This window comes from Lewinella cohaerens DSM 23179 (assembly GCF_000379805.1).
GTDB classification, from domain to species: domain Bacteria; phylum Bacteroidota; class Bacteroidia; order Chitinophagales; family Saprospiraceae; genus Lewinella; species Lewinella cohaerens.
Map to the genome: position 1 here is coordinate 1 of NZ_KB903541.1, position 25819 is coordinate 25819.

At 45.4% G+C, this 25819-nt stretch carries 19 protein-coding genes; 7 read left to right on the forward strand and 12 right to left on the reverse strand.

Annotation, left to right across the window (positions count from 1 at the left end; all coding sequences use genetic code 11):
- Positions 1 to 379 precede the first annotated feature (379 nt).
- From A3EU_RS0110575 to A3EU_RS0110595, 5 genes are all read left to right on the forward strand, one after another.
- On the forward strand, positions 380 to 1519 hold the full coding sequence (locus A3EU_RS0110575) for a restriction endonuclease subunit S (RefSeq protein WP_020536131.1): 1140 nt from the start codon (positions 380 to 382) through the stop codon (positions 1517 to 1519).
- Positions 1520 to 1621: 102 nt separating this feature from the next.
- Complete coding sequence (locus A3EU_RS0110580) at positions 1622 to 3181, forward strand: Fic family protein (protein WP_020536132.1); 1560 nt, start codon at positions 1622 to 1624, stop codon at positions 3179 to 3181.
- Positions 3182 to 3184: 3 nt separating this feature from the next.
- Positions 3185 to 6079: a type I restriction endonuclease subunit R gene (locus tag A3EU_RS0110585; RefSeq protein ID WP_020536133.1), complete on the forward strand. Its 2895-nt coding sequence runs from the start codon at positions 3185 to 3187 to the stop codon at positions 6077 to 6079.
- A 96-nt stretch (positions 6080 to 6175) separates the two neighbouring features.
- Positions 6176 to 7930, forward strand: coding sequence for an endonuclease/exonuclease/phosphatase family protein (locus tag A3EU_RS30040; protein WP_020536134.1), 1755 nt, complete (start codon positions 6176 to 6178; stop codon positions 7928 to 7930).
- Between the two features lie 190 nt (positions 7931 to 8120).
- Positions 8121 to 8522: a thiol-disulfide oxidoreductase DCC family protein gene (locus tag A3EU_RS0110595; protein ID WP_020536135.1), complete on the forward strand. Its 402-nt coding sequence runs from the start codon at positions 8121 to 8123 to the stop codon at positions 8520 to 8522.
- 112 nt (positions 8523 to 8634) lie between these two features.
- Here the strand turns inward: A3EU_RS0110595 and A3EU_RS0110600 are convergent, their stop codons facing one another.
- Entirely contained in the window at positions 8635 to 9132 is a 498-nt protein-coding gene (locus tag A3EU_RS0110600; protein WP_020536136.1) for a hypothetical protein, read from the reverse strand.
- A gap of 358 nt (positions 9133 to 9490) precedes the next feature.
- On the opposite strand from A3EU_RS0110600, the gene A3EU_RS0110605 reads away from it, so the two are divergent.
- Positions 9491 to 10384, forward strand: coding sequence for an MBL fold metallo-hydrolase (locus A3EU_RS0110605; RefSeq protein ID WP_020536137.1), 894 nt, complete (start codon positions 9491 to 9493; stop codon positions 10382 to 10384).
- 167 nt (positions 10385 to 10551) lie between these two features.
- Here A3EU_RS0110605 and A3EU_RS0110610 read toward each other — a convergent pair whose 3' ends face one another.
- The 5 genes from A3EU_RS0110610 to A3EU_RS0110630 form a co-directional block, all read right to left on the reverse strand.
- Positions 10552 to 11622, reverse strand: coding sequence for a serine hydrolase domain-containing protein (locus A3EU_RS0110610; protein WP_020536138.1), 1071 nt, complete (start codon positions 11620 to 11622; stop codon positions 10552 to 10554).
- Between the two features lie 100 nt (positions 11623 to 11722).
- Positions 11723 to 12523 carry a LytTR family DNA-binding domain-containing protein gene (locus tag A3EU_RS0110615; RefSeq protein ID WP_020536139.1) on the reverse strand — a complete coding sequence of 267 codons (801 nt, stop codon included), beginning with the start codon at positions 12521 to 12523 and terminating at the stop codon, positions 11723 to 11725.
- A 3-nt stretch (positions 12524 to 12526) separates the two neighbouring features.
- Positions 12527 to 13252, reverse strand: coding sequence for a DUF4143 domain-containing protein (locus A3EU_RS30045; RefSeq protein WP_020536140.1), 726 nt, complete (start codon positions 13250 to 13252; stop codon positions 12527 to 12529).
- A complete protein-coding gene (locus tag A3EU_RS35495; protein WP_083937363.1) occupies positions 13222 to 13659 on the reverse strand; it encodes an AAA family ATPase in 438 nt (145 codons plus the stop codon). The genes A3EU_RS30045 and A3EU_RS35495 overlap by 31 nt, the downstream gene beginning before the upstream one ends.
- A gap of 7 nt (positions 13660 to 13666) precedes the next feature.
- The gene (locus A3EU_RS0110630) at positions 13667 to 14053 is read right to left on the reverse strand and encodes a VOC family protein (RefSeq protein ID WP_020536142.1); all 387 of its coding nucleotides are present in this window, start codon (positions 14051 to 14053) and stop codon (positions 13667 to 13669) included.
- A 218-nt stretch (positions 14054 to 14271) separates the two neighbouring features.
- On the opposite strand from A3EU_RS0110630, the gene A3EU_RS0110635 reads away from it, so the two are divergent.
- The gene (locus tag A3EU_RS0110635) at positions 14272 to 19449 is read left to right on the forward strand and encodes a T9SS type A sorting domain-containing protein (RefSeq protein ID WP_026211331.1); all 5178 of its coding nucleotides are present in this window, start codon (positions 14272 to 14274) and stop codon (positions 19447 to 19449) included.
- A gap of 28 nt (positions 19450 to 19477) precedes the next feature.
- Here A3EU_RS0110635 and A3EU_RS0110640 read toward each other — a convergent pair whose 3' ends face one another.
- The 6 genes from A3EU_RS0110640 to sufB form a co-directional block, all read right to left on the reverse strand.
- A complete protein-coding gene (locus tag A3EU_RS0110640) occupies positions 19478 to 19789 on the reverse strand; it encodes an iron-sulfur cluster assembly protein (RefSeq protein ID WP_020536144.1) in 312 nt (103 codons plus the stop codon).
- Entirely contained in the window at positions 19782 to 20216 is a 435-nt protein-coding gene (locus A3EU_RS0110645) for a SufE family protein (protein WP_020536145.1), read from the reverse strand. The genes A3EU_RS0110640 and A3EU_RS0110645 overlap by 8 nt, the downstream gene beginning before the upstream one ends.
- A gap of 9 nt (positions 20217 to 20225) precedes the next feature.
- Positions 20226 to 21467 (reverse strand): SufS family cysteine desulfurase, encoded by a 1242-nt coding sequence (locus A3EU_RS0110650; RefSeq protein WP_020536146.1) that lies wholly within the window; start codon positions 21465 to 21467, stop codon positions 20226 to 20228.
- An 85-nt stretch (positions 21468 to 21552) separates the two neighbouring features.
- Positions 21553 to 22893 (reverse strand): Fe-S cluster assembly protein SufD, encoded by a 1341-nt coding sequence (sufD, locus tag A3EU_RS0110655; protein WP_020536147.1) that lies wholly within the window; start codon positions 22891 to 22893, stop codon positions 21553 to 21555.
- A gap of 21 nt (positions 22894 to 22914) precedes the next feature.
- Complete coding sequence (gene sufC, locus A3EU_RS0110660; RefSeq protein ID WP_020536148.1) at positions 22915 to 23673, reverse strand: Fe-S cluster assembly ATPase SufC; 759 nt, start codon at positions 23671 to 23673, stop codon at positions 22915 to 22917.
- A 57-nt stretch (positions 23674 to 23730) separates the two neighbouring features.
- Entirely contained in the window at positions 23731 to 25176 is a 1446-nt protein-coding gene (sufB, locus tag A3EU_RS0110665) for a Fe-S cluster assembly protein SufB (RefSeq protein ID WP_026211332.1), read from the reverse strand.
- Between the last annotated feature and the right edge of the window lie 643 nt (positions 25177 to 25819).

Consider the following 25819-nt stretch of genomic DNA (forward strand, 5'->3'; position numbering starts at 1 on the left):
GATGACACAGATGATGAGCAAACTGAAATACAGAGACATAACCAAACCACTAACCTTCAAAAGGTTAGTGCTATGCCCCCAAGAAATCCGAGGAATCCAAAAATCCGTGTAAATCCGTGATTCCGACAATGATGGATTACACAGTTGTCTGAATCACGGATTATACGGATTACGAGATTACACAGATTACACGATGACACAGATGATGAGCAAACTAAAATACAGAGACATAACCAAACCACTAACCTTCAAAAGGTTAGTGTTATGCCCCAAAAAAATCCGAGGAATCCAAAAATCCGTGCAAATCCGTGATTCCGACAATTTTGCAAATCCTAATACAGACAACAACAAACCCTACCACCCCTAAATCCTGAAAATCATGCCACAGACAAAAGAAAAAAAACGCACCCCCCAATTACGATTCAAAGAGTTTGAGGGGGATTATTCTCAAAGAATCCTCAAAGATTTCACAAAAATAAATCAAGGATTACAAATTCCAATTTCAGAAAGATATGGTGAGCAAGTTAAAGGAAGTTATTTTTATATAACAAATGAGTTTTTAAGAAAAGGTTCTAAGAAAAGTTATTTCATCAAGAATCCAAGTGATTCGGTAATTTGTTCCGAAGAGGATATATTGATGACTAGAACAGGCAATACGGGACAGGTTGTTACTGGAGTGCATGGGGCTTTTCATAATAACTTCTTCAAGATAAAATTTGATGACTCTTGTGAGAAATGGTATTTGTATTATTTTTTGACTTCATATACAACCCAGCACAAAATCCTAACCCTCGCGGGAACATCAACAATACCAGATTTAAACCATGGTGATTTTTACAAACTAAAAATTACCATGCCTAAATTCCCCGAACAACAAAAAATAGCCGCCTTCCTATCCGCAGTAGATAAAAAAATACAGCAGCTCACCAAAAAGGCCGCATTACTGGAACAATACAAAAAAGGAGTGATGCAACAACTCTTTTCCGGGGAATTGCGCTTTAAAAATGAAAATGGGGAGGCGTATCCGGATTGGGAGGAGAAGCGGCTGGGGGAGGTTTTAACTATTGGTAGTGGTAAAGATTATAAACATCTTAAAGTAGGAGATATTCCCGTTTATGGTACTGGTGGATATATGACGTCTGTAGACGAGTACCTATTCGATGGTGAAAGTGTTGGGATTGGAAGGAAAGGAACTATTGATAAACCTGTGTTTTTAAGTGGAAAATTTTGGACTGTGGATACGCTTTTCTATACACATTCATTCAAAAGAGTTTTTCCTTTTTTTATCTATTTAATATTTCAAACTATAAACTGGAAACTATTTAATGAAGCGTCAGGAGTTCCAAGTTTATCTAAATCAACTATTGAAAAAATTAAAATTAACGTCCCTTCCCTCCCCGAACAACAAAAAATAGCCACCTTCCTCTCCAGCATCGACACCAAGATAGAGCGTGTCAATCAGCAGATCAGCCAAAGCCAAACCTTTAAAAAAGGGCTGTTGCAGCAGCTATTTGTGTGAGTGAGATGCGCGTATTTTTATTAAAAAGACTCAAAATACGCGTGTTTTTATTGCGTTGCACCTGTTTTTCTTGTAAGTTGCGCGTAGAATTATTATAAAGACATGAATACCGCTCATTTTTCTCAATCTGCGCCCGTTTTTTTTGGGAGAACCCTTCCAGAGGAAGGGCATGTAGTCGGATATGCTTCCATTATTAGTAAGCTCGAATTTCGAATTCCGATTCCTGATCAAATCTCGATGGTCTGTAGTCGAAATAAAAAGTATAAAACGGATCAATGGAGCGTGTTTTCAGATAAATACTTGCCGGAAGACCACTTAGGGAAAACGGAAATAGAGGCATTGTATAGCCAATTAGTATTTTCGCTGAAATACGAAGGTGTAAACCTTCTGGTGTTTAGCCAATTGGCAAAGCATTATGATGAGCAAGAATTAACGGACTTGGTAAGTATTGAGCCTGAGGGGCAGTATTCACGAAGAATATGGTTTTTAGTAGAATGGATTTTAGGCAAAGCGCTTTTAGGCAAAAAGAAGCTCACGAGGAGAAGTTACATTCCAGTCATTGACGAAAAGCTTCAATACGCTGTCGAGGGTAAAAAGTCAAGCCGCCATTTGGTAATCAATAACTTACCCGGCACGAGCGATTTTTGTCCACTCATCAAAAAAACGCAAAAATTAGAAAAATACATCCACGACAATTATGCTGAGCAAAAAGAATCCTACTTAAAAGGATTGCGGAAAGACATATTACAGCGGGCGTCTGCATTTCTCTTGTTGAAAGATTCTAAGGCTTCCTTTACGATTGAAGGAGAAAACCCAAAAAATAAACGTGCCGCGCGATGGGGCCAGGCAATAGGGCAAGCGGGTTCTAAAGTTTTGTCGAAAGAAGAATTGGTGCGTTTACAGCAAACGGTGATCGAAAATGACCGATTTGTTGAGATGGGGTTTCGTAAAAAAGGAGGCTTTGTTGGCGAGCATGATCGGTCATCAGGAGAACCTTTACCCGACCATATATCCGCAAAATGGGAAGACCTGGATCAATTGGTTAGCGGCTTACTGGCCACCAATGATAAGCTGCTGAATAGTAAGCTTGATGCAGTCCTAATGGCTACAATGATTGCTTTTGGTTTTGTGTTTATACACCCATTTGAAGATGGGAATGGGCGAATACATCGGTACTTAATCCATCATGTACTCGCTAAAAAGAAATTTTCACAACAAGGAATGATATTCCCGGTGTCTTCATCAATTCTGGATCACCTGGACGATTACCGTGATGTTTTGGAGGCTTATTCACATCCATTATTAGATTTTATTGAATGGGAAGAGACGCCCGACCATAATGTTAAAGTATTAAATGATACCTTAGACTATTATAGATTTTTTGATGCAACAAGACAAGCGGAATTCTTGTATGATTGTGTACAGGACACTATTGAAACTATTATCCCGAACGAAATAATCTACCTGACAAACTACGATGAGTTTAAAAGGTATTTAGATGATGAATTTGAAATGCCAGATAAAATGGTAGCACTATTGCTACGTTTTCTGGATCAAAATGAAGGTAAACTTTCAAAACGTGCACGTGAAAAAGAATTTGTGTTACTTAGTGACCAAGAAATAGTTGAGATAGAACAAAATTATAAATCCATTTTTTTGTAAAAAATGAGCCACCAACCAGAAGCCCTTCTCGAACACCACCTCATCCAACAACTCATTGGCCTGGGCTACGCAGCGGTAAAAGTACGTGATGGTGATGCGCTGGTAGCTAATTTAAAGGCCCAGCTGGAAGCGTTCAATAAAACCACTTATTCCGACAAAGCCTTTGATGCCATCCTCAACCATCTGGCAAAAGGCAATGTGTTTGAGAAAGCCAAAACGCTGCGAGACCGCTTCAGCTTTACCCGCGAAGATGGCGAAGTGGTGTACGTCCGTTTTTACGATTCAGAAAACTGGAAGAACAACCGCTACCAGGTCACCAGCCAAGTGCAGCAAACGGGTGCTTATTTGAATCGGTATGACGTTACCTTGTTGGTCAATGGCTTGCCACTGGTGCAGATAGAGCTGAAACGGCGAGGCCTGGAAATAAAAGAAGCTTTTAATCAGATCAACCGCTACCAGCGGCATTCTTTTTGGAGCAATCATGGCTTGTTTCAGTACGTGCAATTGTTTGTGATTAGCAATGGCGTCAATACCAAGTACCTGGCCAATAACAAGCTGCAATCCGTTAAGCAAACCTTCTATTGGGCAGATCGCCACAACAAAAATATTAGAGACCTTACCCCCTTTGCCGCCGCCTTTTTGAACCCCGACCATCTGGGCAAAATGATCGCGCAGTATGTGGTGATGAACGAAGCGCACAAAATCATGATGATCTTGCGCCCTTACCAATACTATGCCGCAGAGGCCATCATCCAGCAAGTAGCCACCTCCGATGACAATGGCTATATATGGCACACCACCGGCTCGGGCAAAACCCTGACCTCGTTTAAGGCCAGCCAGGTGCTCATGGATTTACCCGGCGTGCATAAAGTCGTCTTTGTGGTCGACCGCAAAGACCTGGATTACCAAACGATGAAGGAGTTTAATGCCTTCAAAGAAGACAGCGTAGATGTAACGGATAATACGCGTTCGTTGGTCAAACAATTGACCGATGATACCAAGCTGGTATTGACGACCATCCAGAAATTAAACAATGCGATCTCTAAAGCGCATTATGAAAATCGCCTGACGCACTTGCAGGACAAGAAGATGGTTTTCATTTTTGATGAGTGCCACCGCAGTCAGTTTGGCGAAACGCATGGCCGCATTACCGAGTTTTTTGGCAGCAGCCAGCTCTTTGGGTTTACCGGCACGCCCATATTTGCAGACAATGCCTCCAAGAACGATTTAGGAAAACGCACCACCAAAGACCTGTTTGGTGACTGCCTGCATAAATATGTCATTACGGATGCCATCAGAGATGAGAACGTCCTCAAATTTGGGATAGAATACGTAGGCAAGTACAAAAACAAGCGCAATACTTTTATTGATATAGAAGTGGAAGCCATTGACAAAAAAGAAGTTTTTGATTCCCCCAAAAGGTTGGAGAAAATCGTCGATTATATCATTGCCTACCACGACCAGAAGACGTTTAACAAAAATTATTCGGCCCTGTTTGCGGTAAGCAGCATCAGCAATGTGATCAAGTATTACGAGCTGTTTCAAAAAAAGAAGGAAGAAGGAAAGCATGATTTACGCATCGCTACCATCTTTACTTACGGCACCAACGAAGACGATGAGGACGCGCAAGACTATCTGCCCAGCGAAGAACTCCCCATGGCCGCCGAAGCAAAAGTAAGCTACCTCTCCAGCCATACCCGCGATAAACTGGAAGGCTTTATTGGTGATTACAACGCCATGTACAACACCAGCTTCTCGACCAAAGACGCCAAGCAATTTGAGAATTACTTCAAAGACATCAGCAAGCGCCTGAAGGAACGGGAAAAGGAGGTTTTTAATGATCAGAAAGACCGATTAGGCTTTGTAAAGGATCGCTTAGACATTGTGTTGGTGGTAAATATGCTACTCACTGGTTTTGATGCCAAAAAGGTAAACACCTTATATGTAGACAAGAATTTGAAGCAGCACGGTCTGATACAAGCCTTTTCGCGTACCAACAGGATACTGGGAGAGCAAAAATCACAGGGGAATATCCTGTCGTTTAGAAACCTCAAAAAGGCAACCGATGATGCGATCACTTTATTTTCAAATAAAGCCGCCATCGAAACGGTNCTGATGCCACCCTACGAGGATATTGCCAAAAAGGTGGACGAGGCGCTTAAAGACCTGAGAGTCATCGCACCGACCTACCAAAGTGTCGATGATTTCCCGAGTGAGGAAGAAGATGCACTGTTTGTACAAGCCTTTAGGAGGCTGATGCGTGGTATGAATGTATTGCAGTCCTACGCCGATTTTGATTGGGAAGATGTTGCCATTGAGGAACAGGAATACGAGGATTACAAGAGCAAATATTTGGACCTTTATGATCGCATCAAACAAGACCGGGCCAAACAGAAGACCTCCATCCTTGATGACATTGATTTTGAACTGGAGCTGATCCACCGCGACGTCATCAATGTCGCCTACATCCTCAAATTATTGGCCAAGCTTAAAGAAGCCAAGTCTACGGAAGCTCAGGCACAGAAAAAAGCCATCATGGATTTACTGGGCGGCGATGTGATGCTGCGAAGTAAGCGAGAATTGATTGAAAAATTCATAGAAGAGAATTTGCCTCACATTGATGATGTGGATGCCATCGACGATGCCTTTGAGCAGTATTGGCAAGATGAAAAAGTATTGGCATTAGGCAAGCTTTGTGAAGAGGAAAACCTGGATCACGCACAGTTTAAAGCACTCATAGATGCGTATATTTTCAGTGGCCAGGAACCCATCAGAGATGACGTATTTAAGTGTCTGGATAACCGACCAAGCATCCTAAAAGCACGAGAGATAGGGCAGCGAATTCTGGAAAAGATGAGGGCATTTGTTGAAGTGTTTGTTCACGGGATGGCGGCTTAGCGACGCTTTCGGCATTTTGCCGAAGCTCCAGCCGAGAATTAGAAGTAAGCACCTTACTTTTGCGTCGCTTTACATCAGCTGACAAAACCATTCCGAATGAAATATCTTGTTGCCCTCTCCCTCCTTTTCTCGTCTATTGTGAGTTTTTCACAAAGCAGAATTCTTGTTGATGGACTGTTCGATGAATGGGAGGAACATCCGGTGGTATACGCCGATGCTACAGGTGATGGAGGTTTTCTGGGAATCGATTTTCTACAATTGAAAATTCATAATGACGATGAATTCCTCTTTTTCTTATTAGAAATCGGTGCTGAAATCAACCTTCAAGATTTGAACAACATTACTGTTTATCTTGATACAGATGATAATACGAGCACAGGGTTTTCTATCAGTGGAATTGGTGCTGATCTGGTTTATAATTTTGGCAACCGTGGTGGTATTTTTTATCAGTCGGGGAGTGTATTTGAAGTTGCTCACATCGACATCGGTTTGGTGACTGCCCCTACGGTTACGTCTGACCGGTTTGAGATGGCCATCAACAAGAATGTCACCATTTCAGGAAGCCCCGTATTTCAAAGCGATAACTTGAAAATCGTTTTCAAAGACGATATTCCAAACGGAGATGTACTACCTGCTGTGAATGAAGAAGTGGCGTATACTTTTTCAACAACAGACTTAGCGCCACTTCCAGCTTATTCTATCCAAAAGCCCCAGGAAGCTGACCTTAGAATAATCTCTTACAACGCCTTGTCTGATGGTCTTTTTGACCAAAGTAGGATTCCTGCCTTTACCCGGATATTTCAGGCGACCCAACCAGATATTATCGGATTCCAGGAAATCTATGATTACTCCTCGGCACAAGTCGCGAATCAAATGGAATCAATACTGCCTTCCGCTGCGGGCCAGCAATGGTATCATGCCAAGGAAGGGCCGGATTGCCATGCAATAAGCAGGTATCCCATACTGGCAAGTGCCCTGATTCCCGGTTACAACCAAAATGCAGGTAACGGCGCCTTTTTGATAGATCTACCAGGGGTAGCGGCAGATTTGCTCTTGATTGTTGCGCATCCACCATGCTGTACAAACGATTCCGGGAGACAGATCGAAGTAGACCTGATGATGGCGTTTTTGAGAGAGGCCAAGGCCGGTAATGGGCCAATTCCGATAGCAGCAGATGCGCCGATTATTATCCTCGGAGACATGAACTTTGTGGGCGACAACCGCCAGTTAGAGACATTGCTATCCGGAGACATTGCCGATGAGTCTTCTTACGGGCCAGACTTCACCCCAGATTGGGATGGTAATGACCTGTTGGATAGCCATCCTTATACAACGGGCGTACCTTTTTCTTATACCTGGTATCGAGCAGGAAGTAGCTTTAGTCCTGGGCGATTAGATTACATCATTTACAGTGGTTCAAATCTAATGCTCCAAAATAATTATGCTTTATTCACGCCGGGTTTGTCACAAGACAGCCTCGATGCGTTTAATCTCTTCTCGGATGATGCCGTGATAGCTTCTGATCACCTTCCGGTCGTTTCCGACTTTGCGTTTAAAAACGTAACTGCTCAGCAAGACCTGCTTCCCCAACAGCATCTTGAAATTCTGAATGTCTACCCAAATCCTGCTTATGGATGGACAGAAGTTTCTTTTACTACCCAGCAAAAGGACCTCGTTATTATTCAATTAGTTAGCCAAGAGGGTAAGGAAACAACTGTTTTACGTCAAGAAGTTATAAACTCGGGGGAGCATCAATTCCAACTTGATACCTCCAACCTTCCTTTAGGGGCATATTTTTTGCAGATACAAACTGCTGAGTTTACGGATGTTGAAAAAATTATTCTTTTTTGATAGGTAGCTTTTATCATATTTAGGGAGCCTCCCTTCGGGCGCTACGTTGCGTAGCTCGCTATTCGCTCGGCCCCCAGCGAGGGCTGGGGTCTGCACCCTGCGGAGGCACTACTTCACATCGCTAGGCCAACTGTGTCTCGTGTTTTAGCGTTACCTTGTAAGGAACAGCCCGAAAATAAAACGGATAACCATGCCTCATTCACATCCCATTTTACTTTTTGATGGTGTTTGTAACCTCTGCAATGGCTTTGTACAGTTTATGCTGACGCGCGACCCGGAGGGTATCTTCCAGTTTGCGAGTCTACAATCGGAGGAGGGGCGTGCTTTATTGGTAGCGCATAACCTTGATCCGGAGGGGATGGATACGGTCGTGCTGATTGAAAACGGGCAGGCTTATACCCATTCAGACGTTCCGCTGCGGGTAGCTCCCCGCTTGGCAGGTTTTTGGGGCTGGGTGAGCATTTTCAAGTATGTGCCCCGCAGCTGGCGCGATGCCATCTATCGCTGGGTAGCAGCCAATCGCTACCGCTGGTTTGGCAAACAGGATAGCTGCATGATGCCCCGTCCAGAATGGAAAGAGCGGTTTCTATAGGTCAAATTCACGAATTTGACAGTGTAGCCCAGGTCAAATTCACGAATTTGCCTGCATGATGCCCCGCCCCGTACAGGTCAAATTCACGAATTTGACCGTTGATGATGTATGCTCAACCTACCGAAACCCCCGCCTTCTTCATTTGTCCAAGAATATCGTTGTAAAGAATAGGTGTTTTGAGGGCCAAGAGTTTTTCTTCTTGTCCGTTGGTGACGACCGATATACGGAAATAAGCGCTGAATAAAAAGCTGTCATATTGCGCTGCCTTGAGGTGTTCGATCTCAGCGAAAGCAATGGTTTTGGCGTGCTCGTCAAGGATGTCATCGGCATTGCGGCGATGGTTATCTTTCGTGATGGTGATCAACTGTCGGTCAAAATCAAAGGTGACTTCTTTACTCCACTTGAGCGGATGGTCTTTGAGTACCACATAACTATAGTAGCCGACGATCGCTAATGCAGAAAGAAACTGGATCATAAAAAAGACCGTGGACGTATTTAAGAAGTTGGTGACAACTATAAACCAGTATCCACCAATCCAATAGCTGAGGAGTTTGGTAATCATCCTGACCCACAGGCCGCCGGTATCAGAAGAGGCAGTAATTGTTTTCATTGTGCTAATCTACGAATTATGTGCTTTCTTGAACCACCAAAGACACCTAAGGCAAATTTATGAATTTGTCTTTAACGAAACCTACTAAGTAGAATAGCAATAGCTGCGCAGGCCGTGAGGCCGGAGCCCGGCGGACGGAGGAGCAGGACAAAGGGTGGCAGCGGTATGCAATGCGCAGCACTGCATGAGAGCGAACAACCTGGTGCCGTAGTGCCGTTTGCAAGGCAACGGCACTACCGGCATGGCCCCAAGATTTAAAGCTTTGACAGGGCTTTTCCTTTTCAAAAACCAAAACCGAATCACCCTTGAGTGAACCTTATGCCCAATACCGTATTTTTATAATCAAACATCTTCTAGTATGAAACGCAGATCCTTCCTTCAATCTTCGGCCCTACTGGCTGGAGCTACCCTGATGCCACAACAAGCATGGCTTCGTAACTTCTTACTACCACCAGCTGGTAACCTGACGACGATTCGGCGTAATATCAGCTTTTACACGGAGCGCGGTGGAACCATCGTGACCCTACTGACCCCCGAACACAGCGTGGTGGTAGACACCCAGTTTCCAGATCAAGCGGGCAACTTACTGGCCCTGATGAAGGAAACCAATGCCAAGCCGCTGGACTTGCTTGTGAACACCCACCACCACGGCGATCATACCGCCGGGAATATTGCCTTTAAAGGAATGGTGAACACCCACGTAGCTCATGCCAACTCGCTGGCCAATCAGGAGCGCGTAGCTAAAGAACGCGATCAACTGGCGGAAACCTTGCTGCCAGGCACTACCTACACCGATAAATGGTCGCAGCGGGTAGGTGATGAAACGGTGAGCCTCCATTATTTTGGCCCCGGCCATACGGATGGCGACTCGATGGTGCATTTTGAAGAAGCCAATGTGGTACATACCGGTGACCTGATGTTTAATCGCCGCTTCCCTTATGTCGATAAAACTGCCGGCGCGGACATCGGCAACTGGATTGAAGTACTGCGGCAGGCTCGTCGCACCTTCGATAGAGACACCTTCTACGTATTTGGCCACAGCGGTGAGGGTTACCCCGTAACAGGCACTTCGGCAGACTTGAAAGCGATGGCACACTTTCTGAAAATGTCATTGCGCTATGTGAAGAAAGCCAAACGCCGAGGCGATACCCTGGAGCAATTGTTGGAAAAGACAACCATGATACCCGGTGCACCGGAATACAAAGGCAGCGGGGTAGAGCGGGTGCTGAAGGCGGCTTGGGAGGAGATTTAAACGGTGTAAAAGTTGGGTAGGTGTAAGGGTGTAAAAGTTAGGTTTTCTCAATTTGAGGAGACTGTTTAAACGCCGTATTGCTCAAAAAAACACGTCAGGGATTTGTCAGCTAAAAGGTCTACCCAACTCTTACACTTTTACACCCTTACACTTTTACACCCTTCCACCTACTTCGCCACCAGCGGAAACAAACTCACCGAAAGCTGAAAAGCATCTCGCCAGGCAAGGGCAGTATTGGACAAGACGATGATGACGGCTTTATTTTCGGGAAAGAGCATCATTTGTGCAGCAGCGCCGGTTTGTTCGCCACTATGGCCGATAACAGGGCCTACCATTGGGTTGTCGCCATAGAGGAAGAGCCCCATGCCGTAGGGATTGTTTCGGCCACGGTCAACATCGGGGTAGGTTTGCATCAGGGCGAGGGAGCTGTCTTGGAGCAAGGTGCCGTTGAGGAGTGCTTGGCCAAACTTTAGCATATCATTTGGATTGGAATAAATGCCGCCGCCAGGAACGCGATTGCTGAGGTTATTGGCATCGGCATTTTTGATTTTCCCCTTTCTATTACGGTAAAAGAAGGCCGATTTATTCTGATATTCCTGCTCAAATATATCTATACCACTTTGGGTCATGCCTGCTTTGTCGAAAATATTTAACTGGATATAATCATTGAAAGACTGGCCACTGGCCACTTCAATAACTCGCCCCAATAGCACATAGCCATAGGTGGAGTACTGGTATTGGGTGCCGGGCTCGAAAAGTAACTCCCTATCTTGAAAGATCGTAATCGCCTCGGCGAGGGTAGCATATTCCTGTGTGGTTTCGGCTTCTTTGCCGGATAGGTAACCGCCGATGCCGGCAGTATGGTGGAGAAGCTGGCGGGCCGTTATTTTCTGTGCTGCAAAAGCAGGGTAATCAGGAAGGTAATGCGCAATTGGGAGATCGAGATCAAGCAGGCCTTTTTCCTGTAATTGTAAAGCCGCAACTGCGGTGAAGGTTTTGGAAATAGAAGCGATACGTTGGCGGGTATCAATATTGCAAGGTGTCTGCCGGTCTTCGCTGCAATAGCCGGCTGCCCCAAGCCAGGTAACCTCATCACCAACGGCAACTCCTGCGTTGATGCCGGCGAATTGTTGAGCTGCGATAGCATTGGCAAGGAGCTCGTCGGCAGTAGGAGCGTCTTGGGCGAAAAGGCTGTAGATAGCAAGAAAAAGAAAGAGGGAAGTGGTGGTGAATTTCATCGGGGAGTATTGATTTGGTGATTTTTGTTTCACACAAAACTATTGCGTAGGATGCTGGAAATCAAGCGAATTAGGAGCGTTTGTGGTGAATTGCCCCCTGTTAGGGACGAAATTGAAGCCGATCGAGCAAGTCTTTTTTATAAGCTTGGGTTACAGGAATTTCTAGCTGGGTTAAAACCGCCGTTGAGGTTCCTTTCCACTCCAGAAAATGATGTGGATTGATCAAATGAGAGCGATGTACCCGCAAAAGCAAAGGCACTTCTTCTTGCATTTTGGTGAGGGTGCTGCGCAGTAACTTTTTTCGTAGGGAACCCTCTTCGAGGTAATAGACGGTGACATAGTTGTTGGCAGCCGAGAGGGCGATGAGCTGATCGGGACGAAGCCGCAAAATGTCTAACTTATTGGTGCCACTAAGTTGTATCCAATCCGATTTGGTGAGAATAGTAGGTGGTATCGGTGCGGAGGATGCTACTGATTTTCGTGCGGCAAACCTGCGGGAAAGGACCAGTAAGGGTAACAAAATAATGAGTGTAGGGATATATATTTCTAATACAAAACGAGGGAAGCCGTAATCACCATTAACCCAATCTGTGATGTAATAGCGATAGGATGTTGGTAGGCAAATAATGGAAAAAAGCAGGATGATGGTTATCTCCAATAATCCATTCCAGTACCCTAATTGTCGATACAGCCCATTTTGAACGGGGATACAAACCAGGTAAGAGAAAACCGTAACGAATCCGTAGCCAATCATGAGCTGTATCCTGATTTTTAAGCTGAGCTCTACCGCATCAAAAGGGCCGATAATGGCCAGAAAGAGATAAAGCCAGGCACCCAGCAGGATCGCAATGAGGAAGTGATGGCGGTAGTTGGTGGACGGGGGGAGAGGAAGAATACTCACTTTTTAAGTGTGTTCACTTTTTAGATAATCCATGTAAGCATCAATTTTACCCATAAGAAAATAGGGTAAATTCATGAGGTAATACTGCTTACCATCAGGAGTGGTATAAGACTCAATAGAAACCTTGTTTTTTAAAAACCTTACTGCGTAAGGGTGGGGGGCACGCTGGATGAATTGATGAAGCGATTTTAATCGACCTTCAGGCCCTGATTTGACTTCTACAGGGATGATATGCTGACGATGGACATAAATTAAATCTACCTCTGCATTGGCATTGCTGTTTTCGCGAACCCAAAAATGAGGAGTGTAATTTTCATAGGGGTAAAGGTTATACAACTCTTGGGTAAGAAGATGATGAATAATTCGGCCCCTATAAAGTTGATGTAAATCCTCGATCCCTATCAACGCTTGTTGAATGCCTAAGATATGATTGAGTAGACCTGTGTCTAAAATTTGTAACCGAGGGCGTTTTTTGAAATCACTGGCAATCGGTAGTTGAGTTTGGGTAATGGGATAAATGAGATGCAATACCCTTGCTAGGTTGAGGGTGCGCAATGCTTGACCAACTTCTCTTGATTGATAGTTGGATTGCCCGAACCCAGCAAACTTAATTCGGTCTTGTTCAAGTGGTGCTGTTCTAATGACGTGGCGAAGAACTTGCCTTTGTTTAGTGGTGTCTCCGTATTTTTCAATATCATCTACAAAAGCTTGCCATAAACTATTATACAAAGGAGAGAGCTGAGCGATTTGTTTATGATCAGCATAGTGCGCAACAATAACAAGCGGTCTCCTGTCTGCGTAATATTATACTTTAATAAAATAGCTTGGAAGAGCTGTTCTACGGAAGAAAATCGAGTAAATAGCGCTTGGATTTCTGGCTTTTCTACATTCAATTCAATAAAAGTAGAAAATTCTTGGCCTAGCATTCTGACTAAAGTAGATTTACCTACTTGCCTTGCACCCCTGATAATAAGCGGCTTACGACTAGGCTGTGTGGCCCAATTTCTCAAATGGTCAAGTGCTTTTCTACTTCGTGGCATCGCTGAAATAATTAAATTATTTCGTAAAAATACACAAATAAGGGGTGATTTTCGCAAAATAATACATAGATAAGGGGTGATCTGTGTAAAGCTCATACACAAATCAGGGGTGACTCATCTTTTCGGTAATGGTATTGGGAAATGTAGGATTGTAAATGAGACCAATAATATTGTCCCAAGGGTCACGAACGGTAGCCACTAAAAGCGGCCCACCGACGCTATGGGGGGCTTCGTGAGTGGTCGCTCCGAGGCTTATTAAATGTTGGTAAACAGTTTCAATGTCTTCCACTCCCCAGTAGGAGAGCACATTGTCGGGCTGGCCCGTAGTAGCCTTTTCGGCAGGCAATAAACCCAATTCAAAACCACCAATATTGAAACCGACATAGAAAGGCTCATCGAAATAAGGAGCTGTGGTAAAGGCTTGGGTATACCATGTTTTTGCTGCTGCTAAATCCGGTACTTGGTAGATGGTGGTGCGTAATCCGAGCATGAGTGATAATCAAAAAGGTGATGAATTTTAAGCAAGGTAATTGATTATCAGGCATCTAAAATTTATTTTTTGCTATATTTAGTGTAAACTTCAGCTTTTCGGGAGCTATTTCTGAGGCAGCTGCATATCCTATAGCCTGTTAGATTACGTGTTTTCTTTTTTAATGATTGGATTTCACGAGGGGAAGTTTAACCTATCCCAGACCTAAAAACGTTATTATGCGATTCTTTTCTCCAATGATGCCCATGCTGGTTTTTGTTTTCCTCTTCAGCTCCTCTTTTTTGACCAGCCAAAATTGTGAGCCAACACTGTTTTATTTTCCTGGTGATAACTACACTGGAGATTTTCATGTTGATCGAACAATAGACGATAATTACCTGATTGTTGGTGAAATAAACAATAGCGCTGCTGGATCTGGCAAAAATATCCATATCATCAAAGCGGATGATTTCGGTAATGAAATTTGGTCGACGACTTTGGTCTGGCCAGGTGATGAAAGCGCAAGCGCGGTACGAACTCTACCTGATGGTAGTGCGGTAATCGTTGGTTCTACGGATAGTGAAAACATAGCTACTTCAGCACAAAGCATCCTTTTGGTGAAAATCGGAGAAGATGGCAGTACGCAATGGTGGAGGACTTATGGCGAATATGCTTTCTGGGCTTATGCTGGCACAGATGTTGAGGTTTTACCGGGGGGCGGGTTCGTTATTTCCGGGACCGGAGAAGGTGCTAGTTCCGATGAAGAGCAGATGGTTTTTTTAACGACCGACGCCAATGGCCAACAACAACAGTGGCGTACAAAATCATTGTATGTACAGGATGTCCTTCAGGGAGGAGAGCCCGACTATGGCCGATCGAGTGCAAACAATGTAACCATTATGGCCAATGGTGATTTCGTTTTTACAGGTATTACCTATCCTCAATCTTTTTCGTGGCCAACAGGAGCCTACTTTACAGCGGTCAGGACGACCCCTACGTTGACCCAAGTATGGGAGCTTGCCGAGCCTTTTGATTTCTGCACACTTGGTCATGGCTGGGATATTGAAGAACAAGCAGATGGAAGCCTTTATGTAGCTGTCAACAAGTCTCCAGAAGGTTGTTATGATGCTTTTGACTTTTCGGCGATCTACAAAATTTCAGGTGAAGGGGAATATCTGGAATCCTATAATATAGGTCAATTAGGTGGCCGTAGTATACTTACCGCAAGTGATGGTAATTTTATTATCGGCAGGTGGAACAGTATCGTGAAAGTAAGCCCCTATGGAGAAATATTGTGGGAAAGTACTGCGGTTGGAGGCTTTGTCAGCGGAGCCGGAAATTCGCTAGTCCCCAGTAATCACGGTGGTTATATTTTGTCAGGGCGCCAGCAAGGGGCAGTGATTCTGATCGAATTTGACTCACTAGGTAATAGTTGTATAAACAGTCTTAGTGGTACGGTTTATTTCGACACGGATCAGGACTGTATCCGTGATAGCAGTGAGATTCTTATAGCGAATGGAATCACCGAATTGAACAATGGTGAGCAATTCGCGAATACCAATGCGGAAGGTTGGTACTACTATCAGGTAGATACGGGGCAGTTTACCATTGAGTTATACCCCCCAAACGCACTGTGGAGTGTTGGCTGCCCGCTGACGACTACCCACGATTTGCATTTGGAGGATACTTATGACGATGAAGACAATCTTGATTTTGGGCTGCACGTGGTGGAGCCTTGCCCTTTGCTTTCCATAGAAGGAGTGTTAGGAGGAGCAAGAGTTTGCCAGGAACAAACCATAGCGATAGCATACAGTAATCGTGGCACCCAAGCTGCCGAAGGCGTGTACATAACCCTGGATTTTGATGAAACACTCAACTTTATGGATGCCGATATTCCCTGGCAGCTAGTAGACGGAACATACCGCTTCTTAGTGGGGGAGTTAGGAGTGATGGAGTATGGCCGATTCAATGTTCAGGTAGCAGTTGCCTGCGATGCGGAATTGGGCACGCTGACCTGTTTTCGAAGTGCTATCTTTCCCACCAATAATTGCACCCTGGAACAAGGCCACTCAACGGATGAATATTGTAGTACCATTCTTAATTCCTTTGATCCCAACGATAAACTAGTGGTAGCAGCAGATACGGCAAGTTGCTGGAAAACAGCGCTTGATAAGCTCGATTATACGATACGTTTCCAAAATACAGGTAACGATACCGCTTTTCAGGTAGTCATTCTGGATACTCTACCTGAGTACCTTGATAGGCGGAGCATCCAACCGGGGCCTAGTAGCCACGATTATACATTACGGGTATTGGGCGATAGTCAACTGATGTTTGCTTTCGCAGATATCAATTTATTGGATAGCACCAACCATGAGGCCGAAAGCCATGGCTTTGTGCAGTTCTCTATTTACCCCAAAGCGGATATTGCAGACGAGACGGTAATCCCTAATCACGCCGCAATTTATTTTGACCACAATCCACCTATTTTTACACCTACCGTGAATATAGACCAGTGTATTGTATTTCCGCTTGCAATTGTAGAGGTCAATGCTGGTGCCGTGACGGATTGTACCACCCCTAACGGAACATTAAGCATTATTGCAAATGGAGGAGAAGGAGCCTACGAATACAGTATAAATGCTGGATTGAACTGGCAAGTCGAAAGCGATTTTTATGACCTCTCTGCAGGAGAATATAATATCTTACTTCGTGATGTCACAGGCGAGGAGTACAACTATCCCCAAAATCCGATCAGCATAACAGAAAATTTCACCAATGTTTTTCCTGAAATTTTGGAGGTAGATGTTTCGCCGAGTACAACCTGTGCTGGAGGAAACGGTATTATTAATATCCTTGCTGCCGAATCAGCAATCAGCTTTAGTATCGATGGTGGTATAACCTTTCAGGAAACGCCCCTGTTTGAGGATCTTGCTGCTGGTTGGTATGACATTGTGACCCGCAATGAATGTGACGTTCAGGATACTTTTGCTGAGGTGGAAATTACCGCTCCTGAGGCCCCTGAAGTTTTAAATGTAGAGATAGAAAGCACGTCCTGTGGAGGAAATGATGGTAGCATCAGCGTAGATGCAGCGGCCTCTGGAGAACTTATGTATAGCATTGATGGCGGTGCAAGTTTCCAGACAGCTCCTCTTTTTCTTGAGCTAACGGCTGGTACGTATACCATTTTGGCCCTTAATGAATGCATGGTAGGAGATACCCTGGAGGTTGCGCTTTCCGACCCAACACCTCCCGAAATTACAGCGGTTAGTTGGCAAGAGCCGGATTGTGATGGCTTGAACGGTAGCATTTTAGTGGAGGCGAGTGGGGAGAATCTACTTCATTATAGTATTAACAATGGAGCCTCCTGGAATACGGAGGGTGCCTTTGCTGATGTGGCCCCAGGTGTTTATCAAGTGGCTGTCAGCTATGGCGCAGGCAATTGTGAGGTGATGTACGAAAGCGAAATCGAGTTGCCGATTACGAATGTCTTCCCCGAGATTTTGGGCGTAGATGTTTCTCCGAGTACGACCTGTGCACAAGGAGACGGCGTTATTAATATCTTGGCTACGGAGGCCGCTATAGCTTACAGTATCGACGGCGGAATGACCTTTCAGGAAACGCCCTTGTTTGAGAACCTTTCGGTTGGTTGGTATGAAATAATGACCCGCAATGAGTGTGGCACCGAGGCTACTTCCCCAGCGGTAGAAATCATCACTACCGATGGCCCTGAATTACTAAATGTGGAGGCAGAAAGCACTTCTTGTGGAGGAAATAACGGTAGCATCAGCGTCGATGCGGCCGGTTCTGGAGAACTTATGTATAGCATCGATGGCGGCGCAAATTTCCAAGCCACCTCACTTTTTGTTGACCTGACAGCAGGTACTTATACGGTTTTGGTGCTTAATGAATGCATGGTAGGAGACACGCTGGAGGTTGTACTTGCCGATCCTACTGTTCCTGAAATCACGGAGGTTACCTGGCAGGAGCCAGATTGTGATGGCTTGGGTGGTAGCATTTTAGTGGAGGCGAGTGGGGAGAACCTTCTTCATTATAGTATCAACAATGGAGCCTCCTGGAACACGGAGGGTGCCTTTAATGATGTGGCCCCAGGTGTTTATCAAGTGGCTGTCAGCTATGGCGCAGGCAATTGTGAAGTGATGTACGAAAGCGACATCGAGTTGACGGATACCAATGTCTTCCCCGAAATTTTGGGCGTAGACGTTTCGCCGAGTACAACCTGTGCTGGAGGAAACGGTATTATTAATATCCTTGCTGCTGAATCAGCAATCAGCTTTAGTATCGATGGTGGTATGACCTTTCAGGAAACGCCCCTGTTTGAGGATCTTGCTGCTGGTTGGTATGACATTGTGACCCGCAATGAATGTGACGTTCAGGATACCTTTGCTGAGGTGGAAATTACCGCTCCTGAGGCTCCTGAAGTTTTAAATGTAGAGATAGAAAGCACGTCTTGTGGAGGAGCTTCAGGAAGTATCACTATTCTAGCGGGAGAGGATTTATTGTATAGTATCGATCATTGGGAGACGAGCCAGGAAGCACCTGTTTTTGATAATTTGCTTGCCGGAACTTATACGATTGTCTTCCAAAATGAAAACGACTGTTATGCGAGTATTGAAAATATAGCACTAGAGGAATTGGCCCCACCAGTTATTCAGAATGTAAGCGTGGCACTCCTTGGATGTACGGCTAGTACCCCTGGCGAAATAACCATTGCTGCTACCAGCGAAGAAAGTTTACTGTACTCCATTGATGGGGGAGCCAACTGGTCAACAGCAGCAACGTTTTCAAACCTTACCGCAGGTGCGTACGAAGTGATGGTCAGTAATGAAAATTTCGGCTGCATACAATCTGCTGTAGAGAATCCGATAGAACTTACACCAGCTGCTTTTCCGATTATTAATAATATCGACGTTAGCCAGCCCTCTACCGGAACGACCACAGATGGTAGTATTACTATTACGGCCAGCGGAGAGGATGACCTCTACTTTAGCATTAACGGGGGGCTAGATTGGCAAGAGAGTAACATCTTTTCTAATTTACCTGTTGGTGAATATACGATTATGGTAAGATCTGGTGCGCTGGATTGTATTGCCTCTGAAGGTGGGGTCGTTTTGGATGCGACTGTCGCCGTTGCCGAAGAAAAGTTGCAGCCAGTACTCGCGGTTTACCCTAACCCCACATCAAACAAAGCTACCATACGCATAGAGCTTCCTGTCGTTGAGGAAATCGAAGTAAGCTTGGTCAGTGTGTTGGGGAATACGCTAAGGCGCTACCCAAAACAAAAGACCAGTTTATTGGTGGAAGAAATGCAAGTAGCCAATTTACCTCCTGGTGTCTATTACTTAAAAATTGTAATAGGCGGAGAATTATTTCAGAAAACCTTGGTCGTGATTTGACAAAAAGAGAAAGGTGAGGCTTGTTGTATTAAAACATATCCAAGAGCAACAAGGCCTCATCACTCATTTTACTCTTGTCCCAAGGGGGATCAAAGATCACCCTAAGGTCGATATCCGTGACACCCTCTACGGCAATGACTTTCTCCTGCACCTCCATTGGCATAGAGTCGGCTACCGGGCACATGGGGCTGGTGAGGGTCATCTCGATGAGTACTTTGCCGGTGTCGTCAATATCTATGGTGTAGATCAGCCCCAGCTCGTAGATATCGGCGGGGATTTCTGGGTCCATTACGGTTTTGATAGCGGCAATGATGTTCTCTTTGATAGCGTCCTTATCCATTGCTTTGATCGTTTTGGGCGGCCATGGCTAGTCCGTAAAGTTTCATTTGTTTGACCATACTGCGCAGCCCATTGGAACGGGTAGGAGAGAGGTGTTCGTGCAGGCCAATTTTATCAACGAAGTGGAGTTCAGCCTTGGCTACATCCTCTGGTTTTTGCTCCGAAAGCACACGTACCAATAGGCCAATAATACCTTTGGTAATAATCGCGTCACTATCGGCAGTAAATGCTACTTGGCCAGCAGCTTGTTCTGCGTGTAACCACACCCGGCTTTGACAGCCTTTGATCAGGTGTTGTTCGTCTTTGTACTGCTCATCAATAAGGGGGAGGTCTTTACCCAAACTGATGAGGTATTCGTATTTATCCATCCAATCATCGAAAAAGGAAAACTCCTCGATGATTTCGTCTTGTATTTCGTTGATTGTCATTATACTCTATTAGCGTAACATGTTCGCCGCTCGTTTCACACCAGCAACGAGTTTGTCTACGTCTTCCATGGTGTTGTAGACGGCAAAAGAAGCCCGTACAGTGCCAGGAATCTCGAAGCGATCCATCAAAGGCTGTGTACAGTGGTGCCCCGTACGAACGGCAATTCCCAACTTATCGAGAATGGTCCCCAAATCGTAGGGATGTGTACCTTCGATCAAGAAGGAGATCACACTGGCCTTGTTTTCGGCAGTACCGATGATCCTTAAACCATCAATTTCGAGAAGTTGTTTGGTGGCTGCCTCTAATAACTGGTTTTCGTGAGCACTGATGTTATCTTGCCCAATTTGTTCGATATACTCCAAGGCCACGCCCAGCCCTACAGCACCGGAAATATCCGGGGTGCCAGCTTCAAACTTGAAGGGCAGCTCGTTGTAGGTGGTTTTCTCAAAGGAAACAGTAGCAATCATCTCGCCGCCGCCTTGGTAAGGAGGCATGGCTTCCAACCATTTTTTCTTGCCGTAAAGGACACCGATACCCGTAGGGCCAAAAACTTTGTGACCAGAAAAGGCATAAAAATCTACATCCAGCGCCTGCACATCCACCTTCAGGTGGGGCGTCGCCTGGGCACCGTCTAGCAATACCGGAATATCGCGTTCGTGGGCCAGGTCGATAATTTCTTTAACAGGATTGATGGTTCCCAAGGCATTGGAAACGTGAACGATGGAGACGATCTTGGTGCGCTCGTTGAGGAGTTTTTTGTATTCCTCCATGATCAGTTCTCCACGGTCATTGATAGGAATCACTTTCAGGATAGCTCCACTGTATTCGCAGGCCAGCTGCCAGGGAACGATGTTCGAGTGGTGCTCCATCGCGGAGATGATCACCTCATCCCCTTCCCGTAGGAATTTTCGCCCAAAGGAAGAAGCGACCAGATTGATACCATCAGTACAACCCTTAACAAGGATTACTTCTTCGGTGCTACCAGCATTGAGGAAGTGACGAGCCCGTTCGCGGCCCAGCTCGAAAGCATCGGTGGCCTGTTGGCTCAATTCGTAAACACCCCGATGCACATTGGCATTCTGGTGGCGGTAGTAGTAGTTTAAAGCATCTAACACCTGCTGTGGCTTCTGGCTGGAAGCGGCACTGTCGAGAAAAACCAGTGGTTTACCTCGCATCTCGCCTTCAAGAAGAGGGAAATCAGCACGGATACGTGCGATATCTAAAGCCGGAGCGGTGATGGTGTTAGACATTTGAGGTTATTTTTGTTTTGAACCACTTAAGGCACCTAAGAATAAAAACCTTAGGTGCCTTAAGTGGTTCAAAATAACAGTGAGTTTATCCCAGTAATTTTGCTACCAGCATCTCCATCGCGTAAGCCTGTACAGCTTCGTTAGGCATAGCTTCGAGCACTTCAGCCAAGAAAGCCTGCTGTAATAGTTGACGGGCCTGTTCTTCTGAAAGTCCGCGACTGCGTAGGAAAAACACGCTGGTTTCGTCCAGTTGGCCAATAGTGGCACCGTGGCTACAGAGAACATCATCAGCAAAAATTTCAAGCTGTGGCTTGGCGTCCATGATGGCATTCTTGGAAAGTACCAGGCTGCTGTTTTGCTGGAAAGCATTGGTTTTTTGCGCATCCTGGCGCACCGTCACTTTTCCGTTAAACACACCACGGGCATAATCCGTAAGGATACCTTTGTACAATTCGTTACTCTGGCAATGCGGTACAGCATGGTCGATAAACGTTTGGTTATCAATATGCTGCTGCTTGTTGCCGAGGTAAACACCGTAATAGTTGGTGTTGGTATTCGAATCGAGTAGGGTAGTGGCAAGGTTGTTACGCACTACTTTACCACCCAGGTCGAGGCTGTAATTGCTATAAATACTGTCGCGCCCTTGGCGAACCAGGGTGTTGTGTACTTGTAGGGCCTGCTCATTCTCCAGTTGAAGCTTGTAGTGGTGGCAGTGGGCGTTGTCTTCCACACTAAACCAGTTGGCTACATTGGTAAAATAGCTGCCGGTACCGGGTGTTGCATCGTGGCGTTCAATCACCGAAAGGTTGCTACCTAGACGTACTCGAACAAAAAGCTGGGGATGGCTAAGGTGAGCTTCGGCTGTAGCTGTATTCAGATAAAGGCAGTAGATTGGTGTATCAACCTGGACGTTACGCTCCGTCTCAATATAGAGACCATATTGGGCGAAAGCCCGGTTGAGTGGCAAAAACGTATTCTGTTCGGTACCTCCTGCCTGAGCAGCTTGATCTTCAATCCAGGCACGCTTTTCGTCGTTTTCCAGGGCCGTGCTGAGGCGCTCTACACTTACTCCTTTGGGGAGGGTGCTGGCCGAGAGCTCTTCTTGAAAAACACCATTAACAAAGACGAAAGTTGCCGCTGTTAATTCAGGAATCTGGTAGGCTGTTACCGTGTTGGCGTCCACTGCGGGAGCGCTGGTTTCCTGAAAGCGGTTTTCCATCATCCGCGCGATAGGCGCACCGGAATATTTCCAGTCTTCATCCCGACGGGTGGGAAAATCTTGTCCCTCCAGTTGCTTGTAAGCAGCTATCCGGAACTGAGCCAGTGGGTGTTCGCTGTGCCCGTTGAGCCCTTGCTGGTAGGTTTGGAACAATTGCTTGTACCAGTCTTTGGTAGCCGTATCTTGATCTTGCAAAATTGCTGACATGTGTTTCGCTTTTGGGCTAAATTAAACGGTAGCTGATTGCTCAGCTTTGATCCAGTCGTATCCTTTATCTTCCAGCTCGAGCGCGAGGCTCTTGTCACCAGATTTTACGATGCGTCCTTCGTGGAGAACATGAACGTAATCAGGAACGATGTAATTCAGCAAACGCTGGTAGTGGGTAACGATGATGAAAGAACGGTCAGCGTTACGCAGTTGATTCACGGCATCGGCAACGATCTTCAGTGCGTCGATATCAAGGCCACTATCTGTTTCGTCAAGGACGGCAAGTTTTGGCTCCAAAATCGCCATCTGCAACATCTCATTACGCTTCTTTTCCCCGCCGGAGAAACCTTCGTTCAAAGAACGCTTGAGGAAAGACTCGTCGATGCCCAACATTTTGGCTTTAGCACGGAGTAGTTTCAGTACTTCTACTGGCTTCAATTCTTCTTCACCACGTGCTACGCGAACAGCGTTCACGGAGCTTTTTAGGAAAGTAGCGTTGCTTACACCCGGAATTTCTACCGGATATTGGAAAGCCAGGAACATACCTGCGTGTGCTCTCTCTTCCACTTCCATCTCTAGGAGGTCTTCTCCCAGATAGGTGACCGAACCGCCGGTTACTTCGTATTCATCACGGCCAGCAAGTACGTTAGCAAGAGTGCTTTTACCAGAACCGTTAGGGCCCATGATGGCGTGAACTTCGCCGGGCTTAATGTCAAGATTGATACCCTTAAGGATAGTCTTGTCGTCAATGGATGCTTGGAGATCCTTAATCGTGAGCATGAATGCTTATTTTTAAGATGCTAATTTGATTGGTTGATTTTTACATCACTTGGATGATTATCCTACGCTGCCTTCTAAACTGATGGCAAGTAGTTTCTGTGCTTCAGCAGCAAATTCCATCGGGAGTTCGTTGAAAACTTCCTTACAGTAACCATTAACGATCATATTGATGGCGTCTTCTTCGCTGAGGCCGCGCTGCTTGAGGTAGAACATTTGATCTTCACCAATTTTTGAAGTGGTGGCCTCATGCTCTACTTTAGCAGTACTGTTTTCTATTTCCAGATAAGGGAAAGTGTGTGCACCACAACGATCGCCCATCAGCATAGAATCACACTGAGAGAAATTATGCGCATTTTCGGCACGCTTGCCCACTTTCACCAATCCGCGATAAGAGTTGTGCGAACGCCCGGCAGAGATACCTTTAGAAATAATGGTACTCTTGGTGTTTTTACCAATGTGAATCATCTTGGTACCCGTATCTGCCTGTTGCATGTTATTCGTAACGGCTACGGAGTAGAATTCACCAATGGAGTTGTCACCTTTGAGGACACAGCTAGGGTACTTCCAGGTAATCGCTGAACCAGTTTCTACCTGTGTCCAGCTAATCTTGGAATTTTTACCCTGACAAATACCACGCTTGGTTACAAAGTTGTAAATACCACCTTTGCCTTCGCTATCACCAGGGTACCAGTTCTGTACGGTAGAGTATTTGATTTCGGCGTCATCCAGTGCTACGAGTTCTACCACTGCGGCGTGCAGTTGGTTCTCATCACGCATAGGAGCGGTACAGCCTTCCAGATAACTTACATAACTGCTGTCTTCGGCTACGATGAGCGTACGCTCAAACTGTCCGGTATTAGCCGCATTGATTCGGAAATAGGTCGATAATTCCATCGGGCAACGTACACCTTTAGGAATATAAACGAAAGAACCATCACTAAATACGGCAGAGTTCAGTGCTGCGAAGAAGTTATCGGTAGGAGGAACAACCGTTCCCAGGTATTTCTTGATCAGCTCGGGGTGGTTGTGCACCGCTTCGCTGAAAGAGCAGAAGATGATGCCCAGCTCGCCGAGCTTCTCGGTATAAGTGGTCTTTACGGAAACACTGTCAATTACCGCATCAACAGCTACACCAGCGAGGAATTTCTGCTCCTCTAAAGGAATACCGAGCTTATCAAAGGTCGCCAGCAATTCTGGGTCTACCTCATCCAGGCTTTCGTATTGTGGCTTCGTTTTTGGAGCTGCATAGTAGCTGATAGATTGGTAATCTACCTTTTCATAATTCACGTTGGGCCATTCAGGCTCGGTCATGGTTTGCCAATGACGGAAGGCTTTCAGGCGCCATTCGGTCAAGAATTCAGGCTCGTTCTTTTTTGCAGAAATCATGCGTACAACCTCCTCGTTCAACCCAACCGGAAAAATATCCGTTTCGATGTCACTGGTGAAGCCGTATTTGTATTCACTTTGGGTGTGCTCCTCCAAAGTCTGCATTGAATCACTCATCTGCATTGAATCGCTCATAGATGGCGGTACTTTAGGATTTAGACTAAATCTAAATAAGATAATATGCCTTTAAGACAAAACAGGGATTAGAAAGTTCAGTTACTGACACAGTTTTTACCCTTTAGCGACGCAAAGATAAGAAAGGAGGAGGTAAGAAGAACCCTGATTAGGTAAATTATTACATAGAGTTTATAAAACAACGAGCTTTTTTCGATTCCTACAAGTCCGAAAACACGAATACCTAAACTATACCTAATGATTAGGTAGTGACGGTAGGGTGGTTTTTTTGAACCACATAAGACACCGAAGGGCACTAAAGGGGATTTTTTTCTAATCACATAGGCATATAGGGGTTTTATAAACCATACGAGGGATTATAAGGGAATGTAACGGGGGACTTTACAAGATAAATTCACGAATTTACCCGACAAGTCATGTGGTTTAAAAACCGCAATACCCATTCCTCTAAGCGTTAATACTAACCATAGGATTTGTTATGGGCCATGCCATCGTGCCTCGGCACCGCGCTGTCTGTCACTGTCGTTCCTGCCCATCGCTTGTCCTCCTCTCCCGATGGATCGGGATGCGGCGTGCTCCGGCCTGGCGGCCTGCGCACTTGTTTTAGATGTAGATGCCTTAGAAG